Here is a 23,101-nt window from a genome sequence, read left to right as displayed (position 1 = left end):
GGCGCGCTTGTGTCCTAACCGCGCAACTGCCAAAGCAGGGCAATATCGCGGGCGCGATCGCTGAGCAGCGCACCGGCGTCGGCGCAAGCCTGTTCCAGGGTCATCGGACCGGACGCGAGGGAAAAAGCGGCATCGATGCCATGGGCGTACAGGTCCTGGTAGCCCTCGCCCAGCGTGCCCGCCAGGACGACCACCGGGACACCCGCAGCGCGCGCAACGCGGGCCACGCCGAAGGGCGTCTTGCCGCGCAAGGTCTGGGCATCGAAACGCCCCTCGCCGGTAATTACCAGGTCGGCGCCGGTGACGGCATCGGCCAGGCCCACCAGTTGCGCTACCACTTCGACTCCTGGGCGGAACGAGGCGCCAAGAAAAGCCTTGGCCGCGAAGCCCATGCCGCCCGCCGCGCCGCAACCAGGCGCATCACGGCAGTCCTGGCCCAGCACCGGGACGCAACGGTCGGCGAAATGACCCAACGCCTTGTCCAGCGCCAGCACCTGTTCGGCGGTGGCGCCTTTTTGCGGGCCGAAAATGTGCGAGGCACCGTGGGGCCCGCACAGCGGGTTGTCGACATCTGCGGCGACTTCGAACTGCACATCGGCCAGACGTGGGTCGAGGCCGCTGGCGTCGACCTTGGCTACTTGTGCCAGCGCCAGGCCACCGCGCGGCAATTCACTGCCCTGTGCGTCGGTCAGGCGCAGACCGAGCGCGCAGAGCATGCCGGTGCCGGCATCGTTGGTGGCGCTGCCGCCGATGGCGAGAATGATGCGCCGCGCACCGGCCTCGACAGCTGCAGCGATTAGTTGGCCAGTGCCATACGTGCTGCTGTTGCAGGCGTCGCGTTGCTGCCGCTGGAGCAGTTGCAGGCCGCTGGCTTCGGCCATTTCGATGACGGCGGTGCGCTCCTCGGGCAACCACCCCCAGCGGGCCTGGGCGGGCTCGCCCAGGGGGCCTTCGACGGTGAGGCTGCGCAGTTCGCCTTGGCAGGCTGCCATGATGGCTTGCATGGTGCCTTCACCGCCATCGGCCATTGGCCGCTCGACGAGCTGCGCGTCCGGCAGGGCTTGGCGCAAGCCCCGGGCGATGGCCGAGGCAACATCGGCGGCGCTCAAGCTGTCTTTGAATGAGTCAGGGGCGATGACGATCTTCATGGCAGTTCTCCAGTTCTTGTGCAGCCATGCTGCCATTTTCACCGCCGCTGCGCGACTGCCGTCACGCGTAGGAGCGGTCAGCGGCCGCGAAAGGCTTGGCGCCGTGTGCCTGGTGCACCGTGGTGCCCTTTTCGCGGCCACGGACCGCTCCCACAATGAGTTCGCAAATATCCGTAGGAGCGGTCATCGGCCGCGAAGGACTTGGCGCGGTGTGCCTGGTGGACCGCGGTGTCGGTTTCGCGGCCACGGACCGCTCCTACATGAGTTCGCAACTATTCGTGGGAGCGGTCATCGGCCGCGAAGGGCTCTACGCGGGCAGAGCCCGCTCCCACATTGAGCGCGTGCGAGCGGGGGCTTGACCTTCCCATGGTGGGAAGGGTCAGAGTCGAGGTACAGGCTGGAAGGAGGAAGGCAGCGTGGCTGCGAACGAAAGTGTGATCGAGCTGGGTATCCACGGCATGACCTGCGCATCGTGCGTGGGTCGGGTCGAGCGTACCTTGCTCAAGGTGCCAGGTGTGACGGCAGCGGCGGTCAACCTGGCCACCGAGCGCGCTCGGGTCGAAGGCCACAGCATGGACGCGCAGGCCCTGATCGCCGCCATCGACAAGGCCGGCTACAGCGCCAGGCCGCTTGAACGCACTGAAGACGCCATGGCCCAGGCCAATCAGGAAAGCCAGCAGGACGCCGCGCGTCTGCGACGCGACCTGGGTTGGTCGGTGATACTGTCACTGCCCGTGGTGATAGTGGAAATGGGTGCGCACTTGATACCGGGCTTCCACGCCTGGATCGACCGCCACCTGAGCCAGCAGGATAACTGGCTCATGCAGTTCACCCTGACCACGCTGGTGCTGATCACCTGCGCCAAACGTTTCTACCTCAATGGCACCGTGGCGCTGCTGCGCGGCGCGCCGGACATGAACTCGCTGGTGGCGGTGGGCACCTTCGCCGCCTACGGCTTTTCGCTGGTGGCTACGTTCGCCCCGCACGTGCTACCCACCGCCACGGCCGCCGTCTACTACGAAGCGGTGTGCGTGATCGTCTGCCTGATCCTGCTGGGCCGCACCCTCGAAGCGCGGGCCAGGGGCCGCACATCCCAAGCCATCAAGCGCCTGCTCGGGCTCCAGCCACAGACTGCCTACGTGCAACGCCAGGCCGGCTTGATCGAAATTGCGCTGGAAGAGTTGATACAGGGCGACGTGGTGCAGGTTCGCCCCGGCGAGCGGATCGCCGTGGACGGCGCCGTGCTCGCCGGCGACAGCTTCGTCGACGAGTCGATGCTCACCGGCGAACCCATGCCGGTGCGCAAGCAGACCGGCGACCACGTGGTCGGCGGCACCCTCAACCAGAACGGCACACTGCGGGTCCAGGCGACCGCCTTGGGCAGCGCCAGCATGCTGGCACGGATCGTCGCCATGGTCGAACAGGCCCAGGGCAGCAAGTTGCCGATCCAGGCCTTGGTGGACCGGGTGACCTTATGGTTCGTGCCGGTGGTCATGGTGCTGGCGCTGGCCACTTTCATCGGTTGGTACTGGCTCGGCCCGACGCCAGCCCTGGGCATGGCACTGGTGCATGCGGTTGCGGTCCTGATCATCGCCTGTCCGTGTGCCATGGGCCTGGCCACGCCCACTTCGATCATGGTCGGCACCGGCCGTGGCGCCGAGTTGGGCATTCTGTTGCGCAAGGGCGAAGCATTGCAGCAGCTGAGCCGCGCGCGTGTCGTGGCACTGGACAAGACCGGCACGCTCACCGAAGGCCAACCGCGTCTTACCGACCTGCAACTGCTCCCCAACTTCACCCGCGAGCAGCTATTGCCTTTGCTCGCAGCGGTGGAAGCGCTCTCCGAGCACCCGTTGGCACGGGCCATCGTGACGGCGGCGCAGGACGCTCAGCTCGACTGGCCCGAGGCGCGGGATTTCCAGGCGCACACCGGGCGTGGCGTGCGCGCAACGGTCGGCGCACAGGACGTGGCCATCGGTGCCGAACGCTATATGACGCAGTTGGGGGTGGACACAGCGCCCTTCGCCAGCGCTGCACAGACGCTGGCCGAACAGGGCAAGAGCCCGTTGTATGCGGCGGTGGACGGCCAACTGGCCGCGATGATCGCCGTGGCAGATCCGCTCAAGTCGACAACCTCGGCGGCCATCCAGACCCTGCACCGGCTCGGCCTGACAGTGGCGATGATCTCTGGGGACGACCGCCGCACCGCCCAGGCCATCGCTACCCAATTGGGTATCGATCAGGTGGTGGCGCAGGTTCTGCCGGAAGGCAAGGTGGCCGCTGTACAGGCATTGCAGCGTGAGTACGGCCTCACGGTCTACGTGGGTGACGGCATCAATGATGCACCGGCACTGGCCCAGGCCGATGTCGGCATCGCGGTGGGCAGCGGCACGGACATCGCCATCGAAGCTGCGGATGTGGTGCTGATGTCGGATGATCTCGGCGCGGTGGCCACGGCCATTGCGCTGTCGAAGGCGACCCTGAACAACATCCGCCAGAACCTGTTCTGGGCCTTCGCCTACAACGCGGCGCTGATTCCGGTGGCTGCGGGGCTGTTGTACCCGGTCAACGGGCTGACCCTGTCGCCGCAGTTCGCGGCAGGTGCCATGGCTCTGTCATCGGTGTTCGTGCTGGCCAATGCGCTGCGGCTCAAAGGCTTCCAGGCACCCGCCAGGCGATCATAGGCGTTGCCGGTCGATTCCGTTGGCCACGCGCAGGATATCCGCCATGACGGCCAGGGCAATCTCGGCAGGCGTCTTGCTGCCCAGGTTCAGGCCGATCGGTGCGTGGATACGCTGCTGGGTGGTCGCGTCCAACCCTCCGATGCGCTCGAGACGCTCGAAACGCTTCTCGCTGGTGCGCATCGAGCCCATGGCACCGATATAGAAAGCCGGTGTGCGCACGGCCTCGAGCAGGGTCAGGTCATCGAGTCGAGGGTCATGGGTCAACGCCACTACCGCAGTCGCCGAATGACAGCCGCCCTCGGCGATAAACACCGCAGGCAAGACTTCGTGCACTTGCACGCCGGGCAGGTCGAAACGGGCCAGCACTTCCGGACGCGGCTCGCAGAGGATTACTTCGTAGCCCAGGGTCAGGGCGAACCCGGCGCAGAATTCGGCTACTGGCGACAGGCCGGCCAGAATCAGCCGCTGCACGGCGCCGATGCGTATGCAGATTTCTTCGTCGCTCACCCGTACCCGTGCATCGCCCATGTGCCCTGCACGAATGCTGCGCCGATCGCTGCCAGGCACCACCTGCCGCGCCACCAGCTCGCCGCCCGCGAACGCCTGCTCGATGTGCGCCAGATGCTCCAGCGTGCCTGCATCAGGCGCGAGGTATTCGACCAGCACGTCGAGAACGCCGCCGCAAGGCAGCGCCATGGTCGGCGCCAGGCCGCCGTCGCCGTAGCGCACGACCTGATTGACCGGTGTGAAATACCCGGCGGCGACGCGCTCCAGAAAATCATCTTCCACACAGCCGCCGGACAGCGACCCGCAGTGTTCGCCGTTGTCCAGCGCGACCAGCATCGCCCCCGGCCCGCGTGGCGCCGAGCCGTAGGTCGACAATACCGTGCACAGCCATACGGCGCGGCCCTGGCCGAGCCAGGCCCGCGCCTGCTGTATGACCTGCAGATCAAGCTGCTTCATCTATTGATACCCGTCATCGTCCTGCGCAATGTGCCGGCGCCCTGCCCTGCGGCGCTCGCTCTGGTGCAACAGACCGCATCTACAGGGCAATAGTTTTCCGGGCACCGTGAAAGGATGACGGCAACGGCTTGCGACTAGGACCCGCGATAGGTGCTGAAGCCATAGGGGCTGAGCAGCAAGGGAATGTGATAGTGCTGCTCGGTGTTCTTCACTTCGAAGATCACCGGGATTTCCGGGAAGAAGGTTTCATGCCCGACCTTGCGGTAGTAGTCGCCGGTCTTGAACACGACCCGGTATTCACCGGGCGCAAAGGTACGCTGTTCCGGGTAGAGGCCGGCGATCCGGCCTTGCTCGTTGGTCACGCCCTGCCCCAACGGTTGCCACTGGTTACCCGAATGCTGCTCCAGGGTCACTTCGATACCGGCCGAAGGCACACCCGTTTCCAGGTTCAGTACATGCACGCTCAGGGGGTTGGCGGCCATCGCTAGGCTGGACAGGGAGGCCAGGCTGGCGGCCAAAAGCATTTTCTTCAACATGGTGTATTGCTCCTTCAAGAATGAATGGCCAGACCGACGGATTCGGTGGCCTTGATTGCGCAGGCTTCGTCCTGCTCGGCGCCGCCGGCACCGGCGATGCCGATCGCACCGACCAACTGCTTGCCTTCGTAGACAGGCACGCCGCCGCCCAGCAGCAGCAATTGCCCCAGTGAGGTCAGATTGGCGGCTTCGGGGTTGTTGCGGGCACGCTCGGCGAACAGCCGCGTCGGCGTCTTGGTCGACAGCGCGGTGTACGCTTTCAACCGCGCGGCCTCGGTGTTGTGCGGGCCAACGCCATCGCCGCGTTGCTGGACGATGAGGTTGCCGCCACGGTCCAACACCGCCACGGCGGCCATGCAGCCGCTGCCATTGGCCAGCCGCTGCGCGGTCGCCAGGTCCAGGTCTGGGTGCTGGGCCAGCGCGGCGTGGGCCTGGGTGGTCAGCAGGCAAGCCAGGGTGAATGTCATGCAAAGGGCTTTCATCGAGCGTCTCCGTGATCAGTGGCCGGCACCTTAGCAACCCGCCCGCGACAGAACCCCGTCGCAGCGATTACAACTTTGTAATAGGCAATCGGCCGCCGGAGGCCTAGCCTATGCGCGGGTACAGGAGCTGAACGATGCGTGTGTTGCTGGTTGAAGACGAAGCGAAAACGGCGAATTTTCTCGCCAAGGGTCTGGGCGAATCCGGCTTTGCCGTGGACGTGGCGCTCAATGGGTTGGATGGGCGCTACCTGATCGAACAGCAGGCGTATGACCTGGTGATTCTGGACGTCATGCTGCCCGGCCTGAACGGCTGGCAGTTGCTCAAGCTGATTCGCCAGCAGGGCGCGACACCGGTGCTGTTCCTGACCGCCAAGGACGCCATCGAAGACCGTGTGCGTGGGCTCGAACTGGGCGCCGACGACTACCTGGTGAAGCCGTTCGCCTTCGCCGAATTGCTGGCGCGGGTACGGACGTTGCTGCGCCGGGGCGCGGTGCGCGAGGTCGAGCACTACCAGGTGGCAGACCTGGAGGTGGACGTGCTGCGTCGCCGGGTCAGCCGCGGTGGGCAGCGCATCAACCTGACCAACAAGGAATTCGCCCTGCTGCACATGTTGATCGGCCGACCCGGCGAAGCGCTGTCGCGCACGCTGATTGCATCCCAGGTGTGGAACCTGAATTTCGACAGCGACACCAACATGGTGGAAGTGGCAGTCCGGCGCTTGCGGGCCAAGGTCGACGACCCGTTCATGCCCAAGCTGATTCATACCGTGCGTGGCGTGGGCTACCGGCTGGAGCACCTGGATGAGTGAACGCCGCCACTCCCTGGCGTGGCGACTGGCGCTGGCCGTGGCGGTGGTCTGCTCGCTGGTGATGAGCGTGGTCGCGGTGTTTCTCTACCGCTCGCTGGCGGCCGAGATCGCCTACCGCGACGACATCGCGCTGCTCGGACGGCTCGAGCAGGTGCGTACCCTGCTGCACGACAGCGACAGCCTGGGCGCGCTGCAGCAGCGCCCGCAGCTGTATCAGAACATGCTCGGCAATCAGGAAAGCGTGCTGCGCGTACGGCGCGCCGATGGCAGCGTGGTGTTCGAGATCAACCCCCACGGCGAGACGCTGGGCGATCCACCGCGCATCGGTCTGGCTCGGCAGCCGAGCCGGGCCGATATTCGCCTGGACCACGGCGCCTCGGTGCTGGCCGGCGACGCTGTGGGCCCAGCCGGCGAAGCCTTGACGGTGATGGTTGGCAAACGCCTACACGAGCGCGAGGCGATCCTGGCCAGCTACCGGCTGCGCCTGTACCTGGCGGTGGCTGCCGGTGCGCTGCTGGCCTGGGTGATCGGCCTTTTGCTGGTGCGTCGCGCCCTGACGCCGTTGCGCGAAATGGCCGACGCGCTGGCGTTGATCGATCTGCGCAATCTGCACCGGCGACTGGCCGATACCGCCGCGCCGGTTGAGCTGCAGGCGCCGATCCAGGCGCTCAACGGCATGCTGGTGCGGCTCGAACAGGGCTTCGAACGGCTGTCACAGTTCTCGGCAGACCTGGCCCATGAAATCCGCACGCCGCTGCATACCCTGTTGGGCAGCACCGGCCAGGCACTCAACCTGCCTCGTAGCGTGGACGAGTACCGAGAACTGCTCGGCTCGAACATCGAAGAGTACGAGCGGCTGAACCGCATGGTGGAAAACCTGCTGTTTCTGGCACGTGCCGACCATGGGCAGCGACCGGTGCATCTGCAGGTCATTGACCTCGCTCACTTGGGCGAAGAACTGTGTGACTACTTCCAGCTGCTCGCCGACGAGCGCGGCGCCGCCCTGCAGCACGCGCTGCACGGCACCCTGCAGACCGACCTGCAATTGCTGCAGCGGGCGCTGGGCAACCTGCTCGCCAACGCGGTCCGCCATGCCCGCCCCGGCACCACGGTGCTGCTCAGCCGGCACGACGAGGCAGGGTTCGTTCGTCTGACGGTGCGTAACGAAGGCGACACCATTGCACCCGAGCATCTGGCGCGACTGTTCGATCGGTTCTTCCGCGTCGATCCGTCGCGCACGGAACCGGGAGACTCGGGTGGGCTGGGCTTGGCCATCGTGCAGTCGATCATGGTTCTGGTGGGTGGCAGCGTCAGTGTCCATAGCGCTGAGGGCGTGACCAGATTCATCTTGAGCTATCCCGCAACAGACGCATTGAAACCATGAAGCAAGGCGTCATAGCGACACTTCATCGGCTGGATAGAAAATATCTCTGAGCAATACCGGTTTTGCTGCGGTCGATTTCCATAGTGGTTACAGACCCAATCCCGCAAACCCGTACCAGGAGATTTCAAATGGCCGTTGCCAATGTGAAACAGGAACTCAAGACCGTATCGTCCGTGAAGGCCAAGGCCGAGAAAGGCGAAGGCGCCAGCTTGCAGAACCAGGCCCAGGTCGGTCAGGAACTGGCAGTATTGCTGTCTGACGTGTTCGCGCTGTACATCAAGACCAAAAATTACCACTGGCACATGAAAGGGTCGCACTTCCGCGACTACCATCTGCTGCTGGAAGAGCAAGCCACACAGATCTACGCCATCACCGACGTGATCGCCGAGCGTGCCCGCAAGATCGGTGAGCCAACCGTGCGTTCGCTGGAGCAGATGGTGCAACTCAAGCGCCTGGCCAGCAGCGAAGTGGCTGACCTGTCGCCAGAAGACATGCTGACCGAACTGCATGACGACAACCAGTCGCTGGCTGCCTACATGCGTACCACCCACGGCGTTACCGACGAAGCCAACGACCTGTCCACTACCAGCCTGCTGGAAGAGTGGATCGACCAGGCCGAAGAACGCGCCTGGTTCCTGGGTCAGACCGTCGGCAAGTGATGCCGATGGCGGGTGTTTGACGCTGGCATCAGCCCCGCGTCATTGCATCAATGAGCATGAACGTGGTCGGGGGCATTGAGTGCCCTGGCCACGGCTTCAACTTCCAGAGTTTCCTCCTCCCCTTGTGCGTTCTTGATTTTCAAGGTCAATGGCACCGCGTCGCCCTCCTTCACCTGCGTTATCAAACCCATCAGCATCACGTGATAGCCATTGGCATCGAATACCACGGGTTCACCTGCAGGCAGGCTGACTTCGTCGACCGGGAGCATGCTCATGACATCGCCATTCATGGTCGATTGGTGGATCTGCGTGTCTTTGGCGACAGGCGACTGTACGCTGATCAGGGTACTGTCGGAGTCCGCTTTCAGGGTCATGAACGCACCTGTGGCAGGTTGCCCCGGCACGGTGGCGCGCGCCCAGGCATCTTCGACCGTGGTCTGGGCCATGGCGTAGCCAGTCAGGCTCAGGGCTGCAACGAGCGTGGCGAGTTGGCGGACGGTGTTCTTCTTGGCAACGGGTTTCATCAGCAGACTTCCATTACGGTGAGCAGATCCTCGGCGCACTCTTGTGCGGTGAGGGAATGGGACAACCCCAGGCGCAGCACGCCGCGGGAGTCGAAGACGTAGCTGGTCGAGGTGTGGGAGATGGTGTAGGTGTCGCCGACCGGGACCTTTTCGAAGAACACCTTGAACTCCTTGGCGACATCGGCGGTTTGTTCCAGGGTGCCGCGCAGGGCCACGAAGGTGGGGTCGAAGAGTTTGACGTAGGCGTCGAGCACTTCGGGCGTGTCGCGTTCGGGGTCCAGGGTGATGAAGATCACCTGCAGACGGTCGCCGTCGCGGCCCATCAGCTTCTTGGCCTGGACCGCCCGCGCAAGCGTGGTCGGGCAGACGGCCGGGCACTGGGTGAAGCCGAAGAAGACCATGGGCATCATGCCGCGGAAGCTGGACAGGGTTTTTTCGTTGCCTTGCGGATCCTTGAGCCGGAACGTGCGGCCGAGGATCTCGTTGCTCAGGTCTTTGCCGTGCTTGAACGACAGTTTGTTGCTGTCGCCACATCCGGCCAGCGCGCCGAGACCGAGGATGCCCATGCCGGCGAGTACTCGGCGGCGGGTCGGAAAATCGTTCATGCCATTGTGCCCTCTGGAGAGGGCCGCAGTTTAAAGGCCAACGCCAGGCTTGGGCACCGCAACCTGTCACATTTTGTTTAATCGCGGGCGATGATCGGTCCTATGCACGTACCGGGATCCTACGTAGGAGCGGTCTGTGGCCGCGAATGGAGCGCTGCAGTCGGCCAGGCACACCGCATCGCGCCCTTCGCGGCCGATGACCGCTCCTACGGAGGTAAAGTGACTCGCCGCACTTCTAAAAGACCGACCAGCCGATCCGTTCGCTGAGCAGCTCGAGGGCCGCCATGCCGGCCAGGGAATTGCCGGCAGGATTGAGCTCCGGCGACCAGACGCAAACCGTAAACTGCCCCGGTACCACCGCGACGATGCCACCGCCTACACCGCTCTTGCCAGGCAAGCCGACGCGGTAGGCGAAGTTGCCGGCCTCGTCATACAAACCGCTGGTAGCCATGATCGAGTTGACCTGCTGGGTCTGGCGCCGGCTGAGCACCTGCTCGCCGCTGTGCTTGCAGTAGCCATCATTGGCCAGGAAGCAGAACGCGCGAGCCAGGTCGACGCAGTCCATGCGCAGTGCGCAATGGCTGAAATAGCTGCGCAGCACGGCCTCGACATCGTTGTGGAAATTGTCGAACGATTTCATCAGGTACGCCATGGCAGCGTTGCGCGCACGGTGCTGGTATTCCGACTCCGCCACCCGACCGTCGACAATCACCTGTGGATTACCCGACAGCCGTCGCGCCAGATCACGCATGGACAGCGCCGGTGCGGCAAACCGCGACTGATTGATATCGCAGATCACCAGTGCACCGGCGTTGATGAACGGGTTACGCGGCCGACCGCGTTCGAACTCCAGCTGCACCAGGGAATTGAAGGGTTGTCCGGAGGGTTCGTGGCCCAGACGCTGCCAGATATCTTCACCCGAATGGCCAATCGCCTGGACCAGGCTGAACACCTTGGAGATGCTCTGAATGGAAAACGGCGTGTGCGCATCGCCTGCGCTGAACACCTCGCCGTCGTTGCCGTAGACGGCGATGCCCAATTGCGCGGCAGGCACATCGGCCAGCGCCGGGATGTAATCGGCAACCTTGCCTTGTCCGATCAGGGGGCGGACGGCATCCAGTATCTCAACCAAAAGCGCTTGCATCGGGCTACTCGCATCATGGGATCAAGCCATAGACGGCCGCTCTCGCGACCGAATCACAGTTCCCCTGTGGGAGCGGGCTCTGCCCGCGAAGAATGGCACGCGGTGAACCGGTAAAACCGCAGCGCACCCTTCGCGGCCACAGACCGCTCCCACAAGTGACCGCGCTTCCCCTGTAGGAGCGGTCATCGGCCGCGAAGGGCGCTATGCGCTGGGCCGGTCAGCGATAACCCCGCGCCTGCAGGTCGAACAATTCGGCGTAGCGTCCGCGCTGGGCCATCAATTGTTCATGATCGCCGCGCTCCAGCACCCTGCCCTGTTCCAGCACCACGATATGATCGGCATTGCGCACGCTCGAAAAGCGATGGGAAATCAACAGCGTCATGCGGCCTTGGGCGTACTCGCGAAAATGCTCGAACACCGCCGCTTCCGCGCTGGCATCGAGCGCGGCGGTGGGCTCGTCGAGTATCAGGATGTCGGCATCGCGGCGCATGTAGGCCCGCGACAAAGCCAACTTCTGCCATTGGCCGCCGGACAACTCCTGACCGCCCGCGAACCAGCGCCCCAGCTGCGTGGCATAGCCGTGCTCCAGACCCTCGATGAACGGCTCGGCCGTGCCCTGCACCGCGGCCTCGCGCCAGCGTTGCGTATCGTCGAACGCGCGCGTGTCACCGACCCCCAGGTTTTCCCCGACACTGAACTGATAGCGGATGAAATCCTGGAAAATCACGCCGATACGCTGGCGCAGCGCGTCTTCCTGCCATTCCTGCAGATCGCTGCCGTCGAGCAGGATGCGCCCCTGATCGGGACGGTATAGACGCGTCAGCAGCTTGATCAAGGTGGTCTTGCCCGACCCGTTCTCGCCCACCAGCGCCAAGCTCTTGCCGGGCACCAGGTGCAGGTCGATGCCTTGCAGGGTCGCGCGGCTCGCGCCGGGGTAGCTGAAACCCAGCCCTTCGCAGCGCAAGCCATCGCCCGGTTTCACGCCCTGGGTGATATCGCCCTGTGCAGGCTGCACCGGGTAAGCCAGGTAGTCATACAGATCAGCCAGGTAGAGGCCGTCCTCATACAAGCCGCCGATCGCCGTGAGGCTGCTGCTCACCGCACTCTGGCCCTGCTTGAACAACACCAGGTACATGGTCATCTGGCCCAGGGTGATATGGCCGTTCACCGTATCGATGACGATCCAGCCGTAGGCCAGGTAGAACGCCGCCGTACCCAGCAGGCCCAGCACGAAGCCCCAGCCGTCACGGCGCAAGGTCAGCCGACGGTCTTCGGTATACAGTTTGGTGAAGGTGTCGCGGTAGCGCTGCAGCAGCAACGGCGCAAAACCGAACAGCTTCACCTCTTTGATATAGCCTTCATGGGAAAGCAACGTTTCGATGTAATTCTGCCGGCGCGTCTCCGGTGCACGACGACTGAACAGGCGGAAGGCGTCACCGGAAAAATGCGCTTCGGCAAAGAACACCGGTAACGCGCCTACCACCAGAATCACCAGCGCCCAAGGCGAGAAATGCACCAGCAGCACGCCGAAGCTGATCAGCGAGATCAGGTTCTGCACCAGGCCCAGCGACTTGCTTACCAACGCCAGCGGCCGCGTAGACGCTTCACGGCGTACCCGTACCAGTTTGTCGTAGAATTCCGAATCCTCGAACTGCATCAGCGAGAGGGTCTGGGCTTTCTCCAGAATCAGCGTATTGACCTTCTGCCCCAGTTGCACCCGCAGTAGCGCCTGCTGCACCGAGAGGCCGCGCTGCGCCGCCGCCAGCGATGCCAGCACGCCGGCTTCCATCAGCACGTAGCGCAGCACCGGCCACAAGGGTGCCGCGCCGGTCTGCTGGTGCAACTGCATGGCCGCCACCACCGCATCGACGATGCGCTGGCCCAGCCAGGCGGCCAGTGCCGGCAGGATGCCCGCGGCCAGCGTGGCCAGCACCAGCCCCAGCAACAGGCCGGGCGAGGTCGCCCACACCAGTTGCAGGGCGCGCCGGGCCTGGCCCAGAAAAGTCTTGAGGCGGGAGAAGGCAGGCATCGACGAAAGCATTCCTTGAACGAGATAAATGGCCGCGGCCATGACACAATTTAGGTTCCAGCCCAAAGTCGACAACTGCGTGGCGGACTTATTCCAGGCACCCATGGTCATTTAACGGATGAATGCATTCAAATCTATCGCCCTACCCGTCTGGTTGCGTCGCGTCCTGCGGCCATTGCTCGATCCCTACCGCCGTTACCGGCACGCCCGCCTGATCCACGCGGCGCGCATCGTCGTCGCCCTGCTGGTGTCCATCCTGCTGACCAGCGGCTTCAGCCTGCCGCACGGTGAATGGGCCTCGGTCACCCTGCTGATCGTGATTGGCGGCCTGCAGCATCACGGCAACATCGGCAAGAAATCGGTCGAACGTGCCTACGGCACGCTCATCGGTGCCGCGCTCGGGCTGGCGGTGGTGGCCCAGCAGAACTACTTCGAAATGCCGATGGTGACCTACCTGCTGATGTCGGTAGCGTGTGGATTCTTCGCCTACCATGCCATCGGCAAGGGCGGCTATACCGCGCTGCTTTCGGCCATCACCCTGTTCATCGTCGCTGGCCACGGCGACAACCCGATCACCGATGGCCTGTGGCGCACCGTAGACATCCTCATCGGTATCGCCCTGGCCCTGGCGTTCTCGTTCGCCCTGCCGTTGTACGCGGTGTATTCGTGGCGCTACAACCTGGCCACCGGCCTGCGCGGCTGCGCCACCATCCATAGCCGCATCATCAGTGGCCAGCCGGTTTCGGCCGATGAGCACCTGAAGCTGATGGCCAAGCTCAACGCAAACATGGTCCAGCTGCGCTCGCTGCTGCCGTCGGTGTCCAAGGAAGTGAAGATTTCCATGACCGAGCTGGACGCGATCCAGGGCCACTTCCGCATGTGCCTGAGCACCCTGGAAATCCTCGCCAACCTGCGCCCCAGCGGCACCGACCGCAATGCCATGGCGCAGTTGCAGCAATGCCTGAGCGGCGAACACCGACACATTCGCCGGCAACTGGTGGGCATGGCCCGCGCGCTGCGCGACGGCGCCACCGAGCGGCTCGAGCGCAACTATGCCAGCGCCGATGCCGACGCGCCCAATGTGGTGCCCGGTGAGCTGATCGGCTATCGCCTGCTGACGCTGCAGTTGGTCAATAACCTCGATGGACTGCAGCAACTGCTGGCCAAGACTGCAGGGCGCTGGAAGATCTGAGCCTGGTTGCAGCCATGGGCCGCACACCGCCACTGGATTGAACTCCGTCGGTCTGGCCCGCCTCAAACGATGCATGAGGCAAGAGCGATGGCCATTCCGGTCCATCACGCCGTTTCGAGGTCGTGCATGAACATCGATAAATTGAGTAGTCACGTCAACAATGGCGACGTCAGCGAAGTGAACCTGGTGTCCATGGAAGGTGGCTCGTACGTGCTGCACGCCATCCTGGAAGGCGTGTCGCAGCCGGTCGCCGATGCCAAGGGTGCGACCCTGCACGTGGCCTCGGTGGAGGAAGCGCGCAAGGTGCTGTCCGGTGTCGCCGATATCAAGCTGTTTCTGGTGCAGGGCAATGCCCACGACGAAATGATCGGCAACCCCGAAGAAGGCCACCAGGTCATGCGCGAAGAAATCCCCCTGCGTTCCAGCCTGTAACACGCCTTTCTCCGCAACGACGGCGAACTGTCCAATGGCACATCCCTGGATGTGCCATGCTGCATGGCCCCTTCGGGTAACGGACAACCGCCATGAACGCGTTTCTGAATACCCCCTTCCGAGCTGCCCTGCGCAGCGATCCCTGGCTTGCCACCGCCCCCGTACGTGAAGAACTGTTCGGTATCGAACGCCTCGAGCAGCATGCCCAGAGCCTGGCTGCCGCGCAGACCGTGAGCACCCGGCCGCCGCGGGTGTTGCCGTTGCAGCGTCGCCTCAAGGACAACGCCCAGGTGCTGCTGGTGGCCTACCGTGCCAGCGCGGCGGCGGTCGCCGATGGAATCGCCGTGGTACCTGCCGCCCAGTGGCTGCTGGACAACTACCCTCTGGTCGAAGAGCACGTACGCGGCGTCCGCGAAGACCTGCCTGCGGGCTACTACCGCCAGTTGCCCAAGCTGGCGAACGGGCCCTTCGCCGGCTACCCAAGGGTGTTCGGCCTGGCCTGGGCGTTCGTCGCGCACACCGACAGCTTCTTCGATCCAGCGACGCTGCAGCGCTTCATCGACGCCTATCAAAAGGTCCAGCCGCTGACCATCGGCGAGTTGTGGGCGGTGGCGATCACCCTTCGGATCGTGCTGATCGAGAACCTGCGACGGCTGACCGATCAGATCACCGCCGCTGACCTCGCCCGCCTGGATGCCGAAGCCCTGGCCGATCGCCTGTTCGCTGCCGGCTGCGCGCAAAGTGCGCTGGACGAGGACATCCGCAGCCGCAATGCCGAGCCCTTGTCGGAACTGTTCGCCGCGCAATTGGCCAAGCGCCTGCGCGACAAGGACCCGATCACGACCCCGGCACTGGCCTGGCTTGCGCAACGCCTGCACGAACAGAACAGCAGCGTCGGCCAGGCCGTCAGTCACGCCCAGCAGCGCCAAGGTGCCTCCAACCTCAGTGTGCGCAATGTGATCACCAGCCTGCGGCAGATTTCTTCACTGGATTGGGCGCAATGGTTCGAAGACGTCAGCCTGGTGGACGCCAGGCTGCGTGCGGGCAGCCGTTTCGCCGCCATGGACTTCACCACGCGCAATCTTTACCGCAGTGCCATCGAACAGTTGGCACGTGGCTCTACCTTTTCCGAACTGCAGATTGCCGAACAGGCCCTGCAGTTGACCAGCGCCCGGCCCGAGCAAGAGCGCGAAGCCGATCCGGGCCACGTATTGATCGCCGAAGGCCGACCCCTGCTGGAAGCGGCAATAGACTTTCGCCCATCGGTCGGCTTGCGTTGGCTGCGCTGGCAACGCCAGCTGGGCGTCGGCGGCTATGTCGGCCTGCTGTTGGCACTGACCGCAGGCTTGCTGGGCATCCTGCTGGCGCTGCTGCCCGCCGCGCCGGCCCTGTGGTTGACGGCATTGGTGGTGCTGGCCGCGCTGCCTGCCTCACAGTTGGCCAGCGCCCTGCTCAACCGGGCGGTGACGCGATCCTTCGGCGCCATCGCCCTGCCGGGGCTGGACATGCTCGAGGGCGTGCCCAGCCCATGGCGCAGCCTGGTGGCGGTGCCGACGTTGCTGGGCAGCGAAGCAGATCTGCTGGAAGAGATCGAGCAACTGGAAGTGCACTACCTGTCGGGCAACTGTGGCGAGCTGTATTTCGCCTTGCTGGTCGATGGCGGTGACGCCGCCGAACAGCACAGGTCCGGCGATCAAGCCCTGCTCGAGGTCGGCCATGCGGCCGTCGCCACACTCAACCGGCGGCACGGGCCTGGTGAGGCCGGCGCGCGATTCATGCTGCTGCACCGCGAGCGCCGCTACAACCCTGCACAGGGATGCTGGATGGGCTGGGAACGCAAGCGCGGCAAACTGCACGAACTCAACCGACTGTTGCGCGGCGATGCGCACACCAGTTTCGGTAAGCAGACCGTGCCGACAGACGTGCGTCTGGTGATCACCCTGGACGCCGACACCCGCCTGCCCCGCGACGCCGCACAGCGGCTGGTGGGCAAGTTGGCGCACCCGCTCAACCGACCGCGTCTGAGTCGCGACGGGCGTAGTGTGGTCACCGGCTACGGCATCCTCCAGCCACGGGTCACGCCCAGCCTGCCGCTCGACGCCGAAGGCTCCCTCTACCAGCGAGTGTTCTCGAGCCCAGGCGGGGTGGATCCCTATGCGGCAGCGGTATCGGACGTTTACCAAGACCTGTTCGGCGAGGGGTCCTACACCGGCAAGGGCATCTACGATGTGGATGCCTTCGAGGCCGCCCTGGACGGCCGTGTACCGGACGACAGCATGCTCAGCCATGACTTGTTCGAAGGGATTCACGCGCGGGCCGGGTTGGTCAGCGAGATCGAAGTGGTCGAAGCCTTTCCGGCGCGGGTCGACGTTGCGATGCGTCGCCAGCACCGTTGGACAAGGGGCGACTGGCAGTTGCTGCCGTGGCTGTTGAAGTCGCGACTGCCGGCACTCGGCCGCTGGAAAATCATCGACAACCTGCGTCGCTCGCTGGTCGCGCCGGCCACGTTGGGCGCCCTGCTGGTCGCCTGGTGCCTGCCTGGGCCAGCGGCCTGGATCGCGACCCTCGCCGTGCTTGCCTGCAGCGCCCTGCCTGCCGTGTTGGCACTGCTCCTGGCCGCGCCGCGCAAGCGCCCGGCGGTACTTTGGCGCAGCCATGCCCAGCGCCTGACCCATGACCTGCGCCTGGCCAGCTGGCAGTTCGCGCTCGACCTGGCCTGGCTGCCCGACCAGGCCTGGTCAATGCTTGATGCCATCTTCCGCAGCCTCTACCGAGTCTTTCACAGCAGGCGCCTCCTGCTGGAGTGGACCACTGCCGCCCAGGCCGGTGCCGCGCCCCGCCCAGGTATTAGCGCACACGCTCGTCGTATGGCGCCGGGGCTGCTGCTGGCCTTGGCCGGTTGCGCCGTCGCACTGGCCCAGGCGCCCGGCAATGCCGGGCTGATCGTGCCGTTTGCCCTGCTGTGGCTAACGGCCCCGTTCATCGCACAGTGGGTCAGCCGCAGCAGTTCGATCACCCCCTCGGCCAAGGTCAACGCCACGCAGGCACAAGACCTGCGGCTGATTGCCCGACGTACCTGGCGCTACTTCGAAACCTTTGTCACGGCCGACGACAACCATCTGCCACCCGACAATTTCCAGGAACAGCCCCACCCAGTGGTGGCCCACCGCACCTCACCGACCAACATGGGCCTGTACCTGTTGGCGGCCGCCAGTGCACGGGATTTCGGCTGGGCGGGCACCCGCCAGACCTTGTTGCGTCTGGAGGCTAGCCTGGCGGTCATGCAGACGCTAGAACGCTTTCGCGGGCATTTCTACAACTGGTACGACACCCAGGACCTGCGTCCGCTGCCACCGGTGTACGTGTCGGCGGTCGACAGCGGCAATCTGGCCGGGCACCTGATCGCGTTGGCCAACGCTTGTGAACAGTGGGCCGAGCAAGGCCCGCTCGCCCCCTCCTCCGGCCTGTACGACACCTTGTTGCTGGTCATCGAAGAGCAAGGCCGCAGCCTGCCACTGACCCAGCTACAAGCGCACCTGCAGGCCCCGTTCGATCTCGCTCAGCAGGCAGTCGCCAGGCTGCTGGAGGATATTCCGGCCAGCCCTGCCGAGGGCGTCTGGCTGCCAGCATTGAAACAGGCTTTCGCTGCTCATCTGGATGATCGTCAACTGCACAGCGATACCTCGGCGCGCCTGCGGGCGCTGGCCGACGCCGCGCGGCGCATGGCCATGGAAATGGAGTTCGGCTTTCTGCTCAACCGCAAACGCCAATTGCTGTCGATCGGTTACCGCGTCGCCGAGCAGCAGCTGGACAGCAACTGCTATGACATGCTGGCTTCCGAAGCACGCCTGGCCAGCCTGTTCGCCATCGCCAAAGGCGATGTCGCCACGCGGCACTGGTTCCGCCTGGGCCGCAGCGCGACACCGTTGGGCAATGGCTCGGCCTTGATCTCCTGGTCCGGGTCGATGTTCGAGTATCTGATGCCGTCTTTGGTGATGCGCGCCCCCGCTGGCAGCCTGCTGACCCAGACGCAGCGCCTGGTGGTGGAGCGTCAACAGGCCTACGGCAAGTCGCTGGGCATCCCGTGGGGGATTTCCGAATCGGCTTACAACGCGCGCGATCTGGAATTCACCTATCAATACTCCAACTTCGGCGTGCCCGGCCTTGGGCTCAAGCGCGGACTGGGCGATGACCAGGTCATCGCGCCCTATGCCACCGCTTTGGCAGCGATGGTCGACGCTCCCGGCGCCTGGGCCAATTTCGCCACGCTGCGGGGCTTGGGCGCGCTCGGCCAATACGGCTTCTACGAAGCGGTCGACTACACCCCGACACGCTTGCCCGAAGACACTTCGCAGGCAATCGTGTGCAACTACATGGCTCACCACCAGGGCATGACGGTGGTGGCCATCGCCAACGTGCTGCTCGACGGAGCGATGCGCGAGCGCTTTCACCGCGAACCGATGATCCAGGCCAGCGAGCTGCTGTTGCAGGAACGCATGCCCGCCAACGTCGCGGCCCTGCAGGCGGCCGCCGAACATGGCCACAACCTCGCTGCAGAGACGGCGGAAGGTCGCACCCAACGCGCCCTCGACGGCCTGCCGGTGGCAGCGCCCATCACGCATCTGCTCTCCAACGGGCGCTATTGCGTGATGTTGACCGGCCTTGGTACTGGCTACAGCCGCTGGCGCGATTTTGCCGTGACGCGCTGGCGCGAGGATCCGGTACTGGACCCGTGGGGCTCGTTCGTGTTCGTCCGTGATCTGGATCGGGGCACCCTGTGGTCCGCCGCCGACACCCGCGCGCAGGGCTGCCTGGGTGAGGTCACGTTCGCCGAGGACCATGCCCAGTTCATCAGCCACCGCGACGGTTTGACCAGTACCCTGACCGTGCTGGTGTCCGGCGAGGACGACAGCGAAGTGCGCTCTCTGACCTTGACCAACCGCAGCCAGCGCATCCGGCCCGTGGAGCTGACCACTTACAGCGAGCTGGTACTGGGCGTCGCTGCAGCCGACAGCGCTCACCCGGCCTTTGCCAAGCTGTTCGTGGTGACCGAGTACCTGCCCGAATACGCCGCATTGGTGGCGACTCGTCGACCTCGCAGCAGCGAAGAGCCGCAGATCTGGGCCGCGCACTTCGCGGTGCTCGACACGCCACTGGACAGCCCGGTGCAATACGAAAGTGACCGCGCCGCCTTTCTCGGTCGCGAGCACACCCTGTTGCAGGCCACGGCTCTGGAGTCCGGCGCAACACTGTCCAACAGCGTCGGCACGGTGCTCGACCCGCTGTTCGCCTTGCGTCACCGCCTCAGCATCGCGCCAGGCCAGAGCGTCGACATCGCTTTCTGGACCGTGGTGGCTGACAGCCGCGAAGCCCTGCTGGGCCTGATCGACAAGCACCATGAGCACAGTGCCTACGAGCGTGCCAAGACCCTGGCCTGGACTCAGGCGCAAGTGCAACTGCGCCATCTGGATATCGACGCCGAGGCGGCAGCGGACTTCCAACGCCTCAGCGCGCCCCTGTTGTACGCTGACGCTCGATGGCGCGCACCCGCGCTGAGCATCCTGCGCGGTGCAGGCAGCCAGGCCGGCCTGTGGCCAATGGGCATCTCGGGTGACCTGCCCATCGTACTGCTGCAGATCGACGACACCGAGGACTTGCCGCAAGTGCGCGAATTGCTGCTGGCCCACGAATACTGGCGGATGAAGCGCCTGAGCGTGGACCTGGTGATCCTCAACGAGCGTGACGCCAGCTATCAGCAGGACCTGCAGATTGCCGTGGAAACGGCGGTACGCAGCAGTCAATCGCGACCCGGACCCAGCGCGGTATTGAGCCGCGGCGCGGTTTACACGCTGCGGGCCGACCTGTTGCCGGGCGATGCGCGCAGCCTGTTGCTGGCCACCGCGCGGCTGGTGCTGCGCGCCCACAGCGGCGACATCCACGCGCAAATCGGACTGCGTCCGCCTCATGTCTTACCTGAAGGCGAAGCGCAGTGGCCACAGCAGGCGACCAGCGCTGCGAGTACTGCAGGCGCCCCCGAGGTGGCCGAGGAAGTGCTGGAGTGCTTCAACGGCCTGGGCGGTTTTGCCGATGAAGGCCGAGAATACGTTACCGTGCTCGAGCGAGGCGCGCGTACCCCGGCACCCTGGCTGAACGTCATCGCCAATCAGAACTTCGGCTTCCAGGTCTCGACCCAGGGCGCCGGATACACGTGGGCGCAGAACAGTCGGGAAAACCAGCTCACCCCTTGGTGCAACGACCCGGTAGGCGACCCCAGTGGCGAAGCGCTGTACGTGCGCGACAACGCCAACGGCGTCGTCACCGGGCCCTGTGCGTGGCCCGTGCGTGACAACGGGCGCTACAGCGCGCGGCACGGCTTCGGCTACAGCCGCTTCGAGCACACCGCCAACCAGTTGCACATGGGACTGCTGCAATACGTGCCGCTGGACGATGCCGTCAAGATCACCCGTCTGAGCGTGCGCAACCTCAGCGACAAACCGCGCCGGCTCAGTGTGTTCAGCTACCTGGAATGGGTGCTGGGCGCGTCGCGCGCAGCAACCGCGGCGGGACTCATCAGCGAAGTGGATGCCCGTACCGGTGCCCTGCTGGCACGCAACCCGTGCGCCATCGCCTTTGCCGGACGCGTGGCCTTTTCCGACCTCGCCGGTGGTATCGGCCATTGGACGGCCGACCGCACCGAGTTTCTTGGCCGCCACGGCCGCTACGCTGCCCCGGCTGCGCTAGCCTCTTCGACGCCGCTGAGCGGCGCCAGCGCTGCAGGACTCGATCCCTGTGCCGCCCAGCAGCATGAGGTGCTGTTGGCAGCCGGGCAGCAGATCGAGCTGGTATGGCTGGTCGGCCAGGCACCGTCGCTGGAGCAAGCCCAGCGTCTGGTGCTCAAGTACCGCCATGAACACCTGGACGGTGTGCTGCAACGCGTCCGCGACAGCTGGGCCGACAAGCTCGAAGCCGTGCAGGTGCGCACCCCGGACCGGGCACTGGACATCATGCTCAACGGCTGGTTGCTGTACCAGACCATCGTCTGCCGCCTGTGGGCACGTTCAGCGTTCTACCAGGCCAGTGGCGCCTACGGCTTGCGCGATCAGCTGCAGGATGGCCTGGCCTTGAGCCTGGCAGCACCGCACCTGACCCGCGAACATCTGCTGCGCGCGGCCGCTCGGCAGTTCATCGAAGGCGACCTGCAGCACTGGTGGCTGCCTCATTCGGGTCAAGGGGTGCGCACCCGCATCAGCGATGACCGGGCCTGGTTGGCCTACTGCACGGCAGAGTACGTCCGCAGCAGCGGCGACGAAGGCGTGCTCGACGCCCCTGTGACCTTCCTTGAAGGCGAACCCCTGGCAAGCGGCGAAACCGATCGCTTCTTCCTGCCGCAAACCAGTACCTCATCCGCTTCCTTGTACGAGCATTGCGCCCTGGCGCTGGACTGCAGCCTGGAGCAGATGGGCGACATGGGGTTGCCGCTGATCGGCAGCGGCGATTGGAACGATGGCATGAACCGCGTCGGTGAGCAGGGTCGCGGCCAGAGTGTCTGGCTGGGCTGGATGCTGCTGGCCAGCCTGGAGCGCTTCATCGCGCTGGCCGCCCGACGCAACTGCCCGCGAGCACGACGCTGGCAGCAAGCCTACCTGCAGTTGCAGAGCGCCCTGGAAACCCACGCCTGGGATGGCCAGTGGTATCGCCGCGCAACGTTCGACGACGGCACGTGGCTGGGTGCAGACGGCAATCGGGAATGTCACATCGACTCGATCGCCCAGAGCTGGGCCGTGCTGTCCGGCGCCGCGCAGCCCGAACGTGCCCTGCAGGCCATGAGCGCAGTCAATGAGCATCTGGTGCGACCGGCAGACGGCATCGCGCTGCTGTTCACTCCGCCGTTCGAGCACTCGCCGCACGATCCCGGCTACTTGATGGCGTATCCACCCGGCCTGCGCGAAAACGGCGGGCAATACAGCCATGCGGCCATGTGGGCGATCCTGGCCTTCGCCAGGCAGCACCGCGGTGATGAAGCACTGGCCTTGATCGACCTGCTCAATCCCATCAACCATGCGTTGGACGCCGCCGGCCTGCAACGCTACAAGGTCGAGCCGTACGTGATCGCCGCGGATGTGTACTCGGTTGCCCCACATGTCGGGCGCGGCGGTTGGACCTGGTACACCGGCTCGGCCAGCTGGATGTACCGCGCCGGCATCGAGGGCATTCTCGGTGTGCGCCGCGAGGGACAATGGCTGCTGCTCGACCCGCGCATCGCGGCCCGGTGGGCAGGGTTCAGCGTGCAGGTTCGCGTGCCGGGAGGACATGTGCACATCAGTGTGGAGCGCAGCGAAGACGGTGGTCGTGGCTGCCTGCTGGACGGTCAACCACTGCTGCTGGATGAAGGTATGGCGCGCATTCCGTTGGCACCGCACTTCGTCCACTACACCCTGTAGGCGGCACCTGCCTGGGTACGCTGGCCATCGGCCAAGCGTACCCAACCGGGGCGCTTTACTTCGTCACTACGC

16 protein-coding genes are annotated in these 23,101 nt (G+C 65.0%); 8 read left to right on the top strand and 8 right to left on the bottom strand.

The window, feature by feature from the left end:
• Positions 1-14 precede the first annotated feature (14 nt).
• Entirely contained in the window at positions 15-1,148 is a 1,134-nt protein-coding gene (locus IFT57_RS10910; RefSeq protein WP_192151383.1) for a glycerate kinase, read from the bottom strand.
• Between the two features lie 155 nt (positions 1,149-1,303).
• Between IFT57_RS10910 and IFT57_RS10905 the strand changes: the two genes are divergently transcribed.
• Together IFT57_RS10905 and IFT57_RS10900 are read left to right on the top strand one after the other, a co-directional pair.
• The gene (locus tag IFT57_RS10905) at positions 1,304-1,507 is read left to right on the top strand and encodes a hypothetical protein (protein WP_192151382.1); all 204 of its coding nucleotides are present in this window, start codon (positions 1,304-1,306) and stop codon (positions 1,505-1,507) included.
• 57 nt (positions 1,508-1,564) lie between these two features.
• Positions 1,565-3,829, top strand: a complete 2,265-nt coding sequence (locus IFT57_RS10900) for a heavy metal translocating P-type ATPase (RefSeq protein ID WP_192151381.1) — start codon at positions 1,565-1,567, stop codon at positions 3,827-3,829.
• Here the strand turns inward: IFT57_RS10900 and IFT57_RS10895 are convergent.
• From IFT57_RS10895 to IFT57_RS10885, 3 genes are all read right to left on the bottom strand, one after another.
• Positions 3,824-4,792: an XdhC family protein gene (locus IFT57_RS10895; RefSeq protein ID WP_192151380.1), complete on the bottom strand. Its 969-nt coding sequence runs from the start codon at positions 4,790-4,792 to the stop codon at positions 3,824-3,826. The genes IFT57_RS10900 and IFT57_RS10895 overlap by 6 nt on opposite strands.
• Before the next feature lie 134 nt (positions 4,793-4,926).
• Positions 4,927-5,328 (bottom strand): hydroxyisourate hydrolase, encoded by a 402-nt coding sequence (gene uraH / locus IFT57_RS10890; protein ID WP_122797714.1) that lies wholly within the window; start codon positions 5,326-5,328, stop codon positions 4,927-4,929.
• Between the two features lie 14 nt (positions 5,329-5,342).
• A complete protein-coding gene (locus IFT57_RS10885; protein WP_122797715.1) occupies positions 5,343-5,810 on the bottom strand; it encodes a heme-binding protein in 468 nt (155 codons plus the stop codon).
• Positions 5,811-5,944: 134 nt separating this feature from the next.
• Between IFT57_RS10885 and IFT57_RS10880 the strand changes: the two genes are divergently transcribed.
• The 3 genes from IFT57_RS10880 to IFT57_RS10870 all read left to right on the top strand — a co-directional run bounded on the left by IFT57_RS10880 (position 5,945) and on the right by IFT57_RS10870 (position 8,662).
• A complete protein-coding gene (locus tag IFT57_RS10880) occupies positions 5,945-6,619 on the top strand; it encodes a heavy metal response regulator transcription factor (protein ID WP_122715272.1) in 675 nt (224 codons plus the stop codon).
• Entirely contained in the window at positions 6,612-8,003 is a 1,392-nt protein-coding gene (locus IFT57_RS10875; protein WP_192151379.1) for a heavy metal sensor histidine kinase, read from the top strand. Before IFT57_RS10880 ends, IFT57_RS10875 begins: the two co-directional genes overlap by 8 nt.
• A 128-nt stretch (positions 8,004-8,131) precedes the next feature.
• The gene (locus IFT57_RS10870) at positions 8,132-8,662 is read left to right on the top strand and encodes a Dps family protein (RefSeq protein WP_122476990.1); all 531 of its coding nucleotides are present in this window, start codon (positions 8,132-8,134) and stop codon (positions 8,660-8,662) included.
• Positions 8,663-8,709: 47 nt separating this feature from the next.
• Here the strand turns inward: IFT57_RS10870 and IFT57_RS10865 are convergent, their stop codons facing one another.
• The 4 genes from IFT57_RS10865 to IFT57_RS10850 form a co-directional block, all read right to left on the bottom strand.
• The gene (locus IFT57_RS10865; RefSeq protein WP_446731194.1) at positions 8,710-9,189 is read right to left on the bottom strand and encodes a copper chaperone PCu(A)C; all 480 of its coding nucleotides are present in this window, start codon (positions 9,187-9,189) and stop codon (positions 8,710-8,712) included.
• The gene (locus IFT57_RS10860; RefSeq protein ID WP_192151377.1) at positions 9,186-9,791 is read right to left on the bottom strand and encodes an SCO family protein; all 606 of its coding nucleotides are present in this window, start codon (positions 9,789-9,791) and stop codon (positions 9,186-9,188) included. Before IFT57_RS10860 ends, IFT57_RS10865 begins: the two co-directional genes overlap by 4 nt.
• 235 nt (positions 9,792-10,026) lie before the next feature.
• Positions 10,027-10,935: a glutaminase B gene (gene glsB / locus IFT57_RS10855; RefSeq protein WP_122476984.1), complete on the bottom strand. Its 909-nt coding sequence runs from the start codon at positions 10,933-10,935 to the stop codon at positions 10,027-10,029.
• 217 nt (positions 10,936-11,152) lie between these two features.
• Complete coding sequence (locus IFT57_RS10850; protein ID WP_122715267.1) at positions 11,153-12,964, bottom strand: ABC transporter ATP-binding protein; 1,812 nt, start codon at positions 12,962-12,964, stop codon at positions 11,153-11,155.
• Between the two features lie 118 nt (positions 12,965-13,082).
• On the opposite strand from IFT57_RS10850, the gene IFT57_RS10845 reads away from it, so the two are divergent.
• The 3 genes from IFT57_RS10845 (at position 13,083) to IFT57_RS10835 (ending at position 23,029) form a co-directional block, all read left to right on the top strand.
• Complete coding sequence (locus tag IFT57_RS10845; protein ID WP_192151376.1) at positions 13,083-14,156, top strand: FUSC family protein; 1,074 nt, start codon at positions 13,083-13,085, stop codon at positions 14,154-14,156.
• Positions 14,157-14,282: 126 nt separating this feature from the next.
• On the top strand, positions 14,283-14,588 hold the full coding sequence (locus IFT57_RS10840; protein WP_122715265.1) for a DUF6482 family protein: 306 nt from the start codon (positions 14,283-14,285) through the stop codon (positions 14,586-14,588).
• Between the two features lie 92 nt (positions 14,589-14,680).
• Positions 14,681-23,029 carry a GH36-type glycosyl hydrolase domain-containing protein gene (locus IFT57_RS10835; RefSeq protein ID WP_192151375.1) on the top strand — a complete coding sequence of 2,783 codons (8,349 nt, stop codon included), beginning with the start codon at positions 14,681-14,683 and terminating at the stop codon, positions 23,027-23,029.
• Positions 23,030-23,101 lie beyond the last annotated feature (72 nt).

The sequence above is a fragment of the Pseudomonas sp. CFBP 13719 genome, from assembly GCF_014842095.1.
In the GTDB taxonomy this organism is placed as follows: domain Bacteria; phylum Pseudomonadota; class Gammaproteobacteria; order Pseudomonadales; family Pseudomonadaceae; genus Aquipseudomonas.
Note: the sequence above shows the minus strand (reverse complement) of the source record. Positions and strands in the feature narration are given on the sequence as shown.